Below are 5,113 nucleotides of genomic sequence, written 5' to 3' on the forward strand. Positions count from 1 at the left end.
ACGATGGACGTGACGGGAGAGATCACCTTGCCCGAGGGGGTGGAGATGGTGATGCCCGGGGACAACGTGAACCTGAAGGTGAAGCTGATCACGCCGGTGGCTTTGGAAGAAGGCGGCCGGTTCGCCATTCGCGAGGGCGGGCTGACCGTCGGCGCCGGCGTCATTACCAAGATTCTGGTCTAGAGTAGGGACTAGGGGATAGGGACTAGGGACTGGGGAAGAGTCTTCTTCCCCTGGCCCCTGGAACCTGGCCCCTAACCCCTGGGATATGGTCTGATGGCAAAGAAAGCCGTACGCACGCACATTACGCTGGCGTGTACCGAGTGCAAAGAGCGCAACTACATTACTGAGAAGAACCGGCGCAACGACCCAAACCGGATCGAGCTGAACAAGTTCTGCCCACGTTGCCGGCAGGTTCGTTTACACCGGGAAACCCGTTAGAAAGTATTCAGTAGGTCAGTATTCAGTACTCGAACTGTTTACTGAATACTGACCTACTGAAAACTGTGAAGGGGGTTAGCTCAATTGGCAGAGCGACGGTCTCCAAAACCGTAGGCTGCGGGTTCGATTCCTGCACCCCCTGTATGCAATTGGCGAAAAGGCTGGCCTACAGGCCAGCCTTTTCCAGGCTACCGTAGAAGGACAAGCAAGCGTGGCGAAGAAAGAAGAAACCGCAGCGGTTCCACAAGAGAACCCGATTGGTCGTTATTTGCGAGAGACGCGCGGCGAACTGCGCAAAGTGACCTGGCCGACGCGCGAGGAAGCATGGCGTCTGACGGCCATCGTCCTGGGCGTGACGGCCGCTTTTGCCGTCTTCCTGTGGGCCATGGACGCGCTGTTCTCTAACTCGATTCGTTTCCTCATTGAGCGAATCATCGGCGCGTAATGTGGCACAGGCTATCTAGCCTGTGTTGCGGTACTGTCCCATGAACAACGACAAGAAAATGCTGGATGACCTGGATGACTTGCTGGACACCGGCGCGGACGAAGCCGCGCACGAGGACGGCCGCGCCTGGTACGTGATCCACTGCTACTCGGGCTACGAGAACAAGGTGCGTTACAGTATCGAGCAGCGCATCGAGACGATGGGCATGCAGGACTTCATCTTCGACGTGGTGGTGCCGACTGAAGAGGAGATCGAGATCAAGGATGGCAAGCGCCGTACGGTGGAGCGCCGCGTCTTTCCGGGCTACATCCTGGTGCAGATGATCCTGAGCGAGGATTCCTGGTACGTCGTGCGCAATACCCCCGGCGTCACCGGCTTTGTCGGCATGGGCGACGTTCCGACCCCCCTGCGGGCCGACGAAGTTGCCAAGATCATGAACCGTATGGAGGCCGAAGCGCCGAAGGTCAAGTTCGACTTCCAGATCGGCGAGAAGGTGCGCATCGGCACTGGCCCGTTCGCCGATTTCATCGGCACGGTGTCGGAGATCGACGCGGAGCGCGCCAAGGTGCGGGTTATGGTGTCCTTCTTCGGCCGCGAGACGCCGGTCGAACTCGACTTCCTGCACGTGGAAAAAGTTTAACCTAGGTGGAGAGCATCTCTCCGCCATCGTTAGAGGGATTTACCAAATCGCTCTACACCAGAGGAGGAGCCTGCGGACGCGGGCGCTAGGACTCCGGGAGACAACAAGCATGGCAAAGAAAGTAAAAGCGATTATCAAGATTCAGGTTCAGGGTGGCAAGGCCAACCCCGCGCCGCCCGTTGGTACTGCCCTCGGCCCCCAGGGCGTGAACTTGATGCAATTCTGCAAGGAATACAACGCGCGCACGGCCAACATGGTCGGCCAGATCGTGCCCGTCGAGGTGACGGTCTTTCAGGATGGCAGCTTCACGTTCATCCTGAAGACGCCCCCGGCGGCCGACCTGCTAAAGAAAGCCGCCGGCATTCCGCGCGGCGCGGCCATTCCCAACCGCGACAAGGTCGGCAACATCACGCAGAAGCAACTGCGCGAGATCGCCGAGCAGAAGATGAAGGACCTCAACGCCCGCGACGTTGAAGCGGCTATGGCTATCATTGCCGGCACGGCGCGGAGTATGGGGATTACGATTTCTGACTAGGGAGTGGCTAGTGGTCAGTAGCCAGTTCACAAACTGATTACTGACCACCGACCACCACAAAGTGGGAGAACGACCCACAGCGTCGTTCGCCAAAACCACAAGGAGCAATCATGCCAAAGAGAGGACGCAAGTATCAGGAGGCGGCGGCTAAGGTCGACCGCAGCAAGCTCTACAACCGCGCCGAGGCCGTCAAGCTGATCAAGAGCACGGTCACGACGAACTTCGACCCGACGGTCGAGGTGCACATGCGCCTGGGTGTTGACCCGCGTCACGCTGACCAGCAGGTTCGCGACGTAGTCGTGCTGCCCAATGGGCTGGGCAAAACGGTGCGCGTGCTGGTCTTCGCCGAGGGCGAGGACGCCAACATCGCCCGCGAGGCCGGGGCTGACGTCATCGCCGACGATGAAGTGATCAAGCGCATCCAGGAAGGCTGGACCGATTTCGACGTGGCTATCGCTGTGCCGTCCATGATGGGCAAGGTCGGCCGTCTGGGTCGCGTGCTCGGCCCGCGCGGTCTGATGCCCAACCCGCGCGCCGGCACGGTCGCGCCCGGCGCCGATCTGCCGCGCCTCATTGACGAGGCCAAGGCCGGACGCGTGGAGTTCCGCGTGGACAAGACTTCCAACATCCACGTGCCGATCGGCAAGGCGAGCTTCACCGAAGAGCAACTGATGGAGAACCTGAACGCCTTCATGGGCGCGGTAAAGCGCGCCCGGCCGGCGGCGGCCAAGGGCACGTACATTCAGCGTGTCACGATGGCGAACACGATGGGCCCGGGCATCAAGCTCGACCCGGTGGAAGCGGCTCTGTAACAACTGAAGATACTGATATCTGTTGTCTCTACCAGAGACAGCCGGTGGGCGTGAAAAAGCGCCCTTAATGAGCGCCGGCCGAGGTGGGGAAGTACGCGATAACCGCGAGCGGGCGCAGGCCCCTCAAGGCGACACGTGAGTCCTCATATCGGCCGGGCCGGTATGAGGACTTTTACGTTTAGAGGAGGTGAGACCTTTTGGCAATCTCGAAAGAACGCAAGGATGAACTGGTTGGCGAGTACAAGGAACTGCTCCAGCAAAGCTCGGCCATCTTCCTGACCCAGTACGGCGGCATGAGCGTCAAGGAACTGGAGGCGCTGCGCATCAAGCTCGGCGACGCGAACGGGCGCATCAACGTGACGAAGAACACGCTGTTGCGCATCGCGATGGAAGAGATCGACCGCATGCCGCCCCACGCCCTGCTGAACGGGCAGGTGGCGACGAGCTTCGCCCTGGGCGAGGCGCCGGCGTTGGCCAAGATTCTGGTGGAACAGGCTAAGGCCAACGATAAGCTGAAGATCGTCGGCGGTATGCTCGGCGACCGGCCGCTGACCCCGGCCGAGGTGGAAGCGCTGGCGACCCTGCCGTCGCTCGACCAGTTGCGCGCCCAAATCCTGGGCCTGATCAGCGCCCCCGCGCAGGGCATCGTATCGGCCGTCACCAATGGCGTGCGCCAGGTCGTCAACGTCCTGGACGCCTACGCCAAGAAGGACGAGAACGTCGCCGCCGAACCGGCCGCGGCCTAACTTATTTCGTGGCACAGGTTTCTTAACCTGTGACATGGGGCTTAACCCCGTTCGAACCAAATAGACGACAGAAAACAGGTAAGAAACCTGTTCTACATGCAGAGGAGATACATAAGACAATGGCAGACCTGGATAAGTTGGTACAAGACCTGAGCAGCCTGACCCTGTTGGAGGCCGCCGAGTTGACCAAGAAGCTGGAAGAGGCGTGGGGCGTCAGCGCCGCCGCGCCGATGGCGATGGGCATGATGCCCGGCATGATGGCCGGCGCGGCCGCGGCTCCGGCCGAAGAGGTCGAGGAGCAGACTGAGTTCTCCGTCAAGCTGAAGGACATCGGCCCGAAGAAGATCGAGGTCATCAAGGCCGTCCGCACCCTGACCAACCTGGGCCTGAAAGAGGCCAAGGACGCGGTCGAGGGTCTGGCCGTCCTGATGGAAGGCGTCACGAAGGAGCAGGCCGCCGACGCGAAGAAGGCCCTTGAAGAGGCCGGCGCCGTCGTCGAGGTCAAATAAGCTGCGGTTTTAACCGAACTGACGGCGAAGAGACCGGCCTACTGCTGAGAGTATGCCGGTCTCTTTATTTCCCCATGAACGATATTCGCTTCATCCTGGCCTCCCAGTCGCCGCGGCGGCGGGAGTTGCTCGGCCTGCTGGGCTACCCTTACGAGTGCGTCATCTCCGGGGCGGATGAGGAGGCGCACATCGAGGCCGGTCCGGCGATCTACGTGCTGCGCACGGCGCAGCACAAAGCTGAGTTGGTGGCCGCCGCCGAGACGGCGATCCAGACGACCGAGCCGGGAGCGTTTCGAGACGACGGGCGGCGGTTGGTCATTGCCGCCGACACGACCGTAGCCCTGGCCGGCGAGATTCTGGGCAAGCCGCGCGACGCGGCCGAGGCGCGCCAGATGCTTAGCGCGCTGGCCGGACGCACGCACGAGGTGCACACGGGGCTGTGCGTCGTCGAGCCGGCAGCAGGGCGCGAGCTGAGCGCCGTCCACACGGCGGCCGTCACCATGCGCGCCTACCGACCGGATGAGATCAATGCCTACGTCGCCACGGGCGACCCGCTGGACAAGGCGGGGGCCTATGCCATTCAGCACCCGGCGTTCAGCCCGGTAGCCCGGCTGGACGGCTGCTATTTGGGGGTGATGGGTCTGTCATTGTGCGAGCTAATCCTGCTGTTGCGACGCCTGGACGTGCCCACCCGCGCCGAACGAGCCGCGCTGGCCGCCGCCCACCAGGGCTATCCTTGCCCGATCTTGGATAGTCTGTGGTGGGAAGCATAGCACGCTGATTGGACTGATTTCACGCCGATTCTTTGGGTGGCTTATTTGCGGAAATAGCGTCCGTCATCGGTGTTCACCAGCGTCCCATTCTTAGCCTAGCCCCGCGACGCCCAAGCGGGTATGATCGTGTGTGTATGGCTCAAGATAACTACAGCATCTCGGCCTTCTTCCCGGCCTACAACGACGCCGGCACGATCAGCAGTATGGTCATC

8 protein-coding genes, 1 tRNA gene and 1 pseudogene are annotated in these 5,113 nt (G+C 61.5%); all 10 read left to right on the forward strand.

Annotated features, from left to right (window positions below):
* Positions 1 to 183: pseudogene (gene tuf / locus ACE3UY_RS01215) on the forward strand (elongation factor Tu); the annotation flags it as partial.
* A gap of 93 nt (positions 184 to 276) precedes the next feature.
* A complete protein-coding gene (gene rpmG, locus ACE3UY_RS01220) occupies positions 277 to 441 on the forward strand; it encodes a 50S ribosomal protein L33 (RefSeq protein ID WP_374685729.1) in 165 nt (54 codons plus the stop codon).
* A 69-nt stretch (positions 442 to 510) separates the two neighbouring features.
* Positions 511 to 583, forward strand: a tRNA-Trp gene (locus ACE3UY_RS01225).
* Positions 584 to 652: 69 nt separating this feature from the next.
* Positions 653 to 886: a preprotein translocase subunit SecE gene (gene secE / locus ACE3UY_RS01230; protein WP_374685730.1), complete on the forward strand. Its 234-nt coding sequence runs from the start codon at positions 653 to 655 to the stop codon at positions 884 to 886.
* A gap of 40 nt (positions 887 to 926) precedes the next feature.
* Positions 927 to 1,526: a transcription termination/antitermination protein NusG gene (gene nusG / locus ACE3UY_RS01235; protein WP_374685731.1), complete on the forward strand. Its 600-nt coding sequence runs from the start codon at positions 927 to 929 to the stop codon at positions 1,524 to 1,526.
* A 109-nt stretch (positions 1,527 to 1,635) separates the two neighbouring features.
* The gene (gene rplK / locus ACE3UY_RS01240) at positions 1,636 to 2,061 is read left to right on the forward strand and encodes a 50S ribosomal protein L11 (protein WP_374685732.1); all 426 of its coding nucleotides are present in this window, start codon (positions 1,636 to 1,638) and stop codon (positions 2,059 to 2,061) included.
* Between the two features lie 110 nt (positions 2,062 to 2,171).
* Positions 2,172 to 2,873 carry a 50S ribosomal protein L1 gene (rplA, locus tag ACE3UY_RS01245; RefSeq protein ID WP_374685733.1) on the forward strand — a complete coding sequence of 234 codons (702 nt, stop codon included), beginning with the start codon at positions 2,172 to 2,174 and terminating at the stop codon, positions 2,871 to 2,873.
* A gap of 197 nt (positions 2,874 to 3,070) precedes the next feature.
* Positions 3,071 to 3,619, forward strand: a complete 549-nt coding sequence (rplJ, locus tag ACE3UY_RS01250) for a 50S ribosomal protein L10 (protein WP_374685734.1) — start codon at positions 3,071 to 3,073, stop codon at positions 3,617 to 3,619.
* Between the two features lie 119 nt (positions 3,620 to 3,738).
* The gene (rplL, locus tag ACE3UY_RS01255) at positions 3,739 to 4,128 is read left to right on the forward strand and encodes a 50S ribosomal protein L7/L12 (RefSeq protein ID WP_374685735.1); all 390 of its coding nucleotides are present in this window, start codon (positions 3,739 to 3,741) and stop codon (positions 4,126 to 4,128) included.
* Between the two features lie 74 nt (positions 4,129 to 4,202).
* Entirely contained in the window at positions 4,203 to 4,901 is a 699-nt protein-coding gene (locus tag ACE3UY_RS01260; RefSeq protein WP_374685736.1) for a nucleoside triphosphate pyrophosphatase, read from the forward strand.
* The last annotated feature ends 212 nt before the right edge of the window (positions 4,902 to 5,113 follow it).

This window comes from Promineifilum sp. (SeqCode) (assembly GCF_041918635.1).
Classification (GTDB): Bacteria; Chloroflexota; Anaerolineae; order Promineifilales; family Promineifilaceae; genus Promineifilum.

Bases quoted from the DNA above. Each gene is read 5' to 3' on its own strand.
- rplA (WP_374685733.1), top strand. From the start codon at position 2,172: ATGCCAAAGAGAGGACGCAAGTATCAGGAGGCGGCGGCTAAGGTCGAC.
- rpmG (WP_374685729.1), top strand. From the start codon at position 277: ATGGCAAAGAAAGCCGTACGCACGCACATTACGCTGGCGTGTACCGAG.
- ACE3UY_RS01260 (WP_374685736.1), top strand. From the start codon at position 4,203: ATGAACGATATTCGCTTCATCCTGGCCTCCCAGTCGCCGCGGCGGCGG.
- rplK (WP_374685732.1), top strand. From the start codon at position 1,636: ATGGCAAAGAAAGTAAAAGCGATTATCAAGATTCAGGTTCAGGGTGGC.
- rplL (WP_374685735.1), top strand. From the start codon at position 3,739: ATGGCAGACCTGGATAAGTTGGTACAAGACCTGAGCAGCCTGACCCTG.
- nusG (WP_374685731.1), top strand. From the start codon at position 927: ATGAACAACGACAAGAAAATGCTGGATGACCTGGATGACTTGCTGGAC.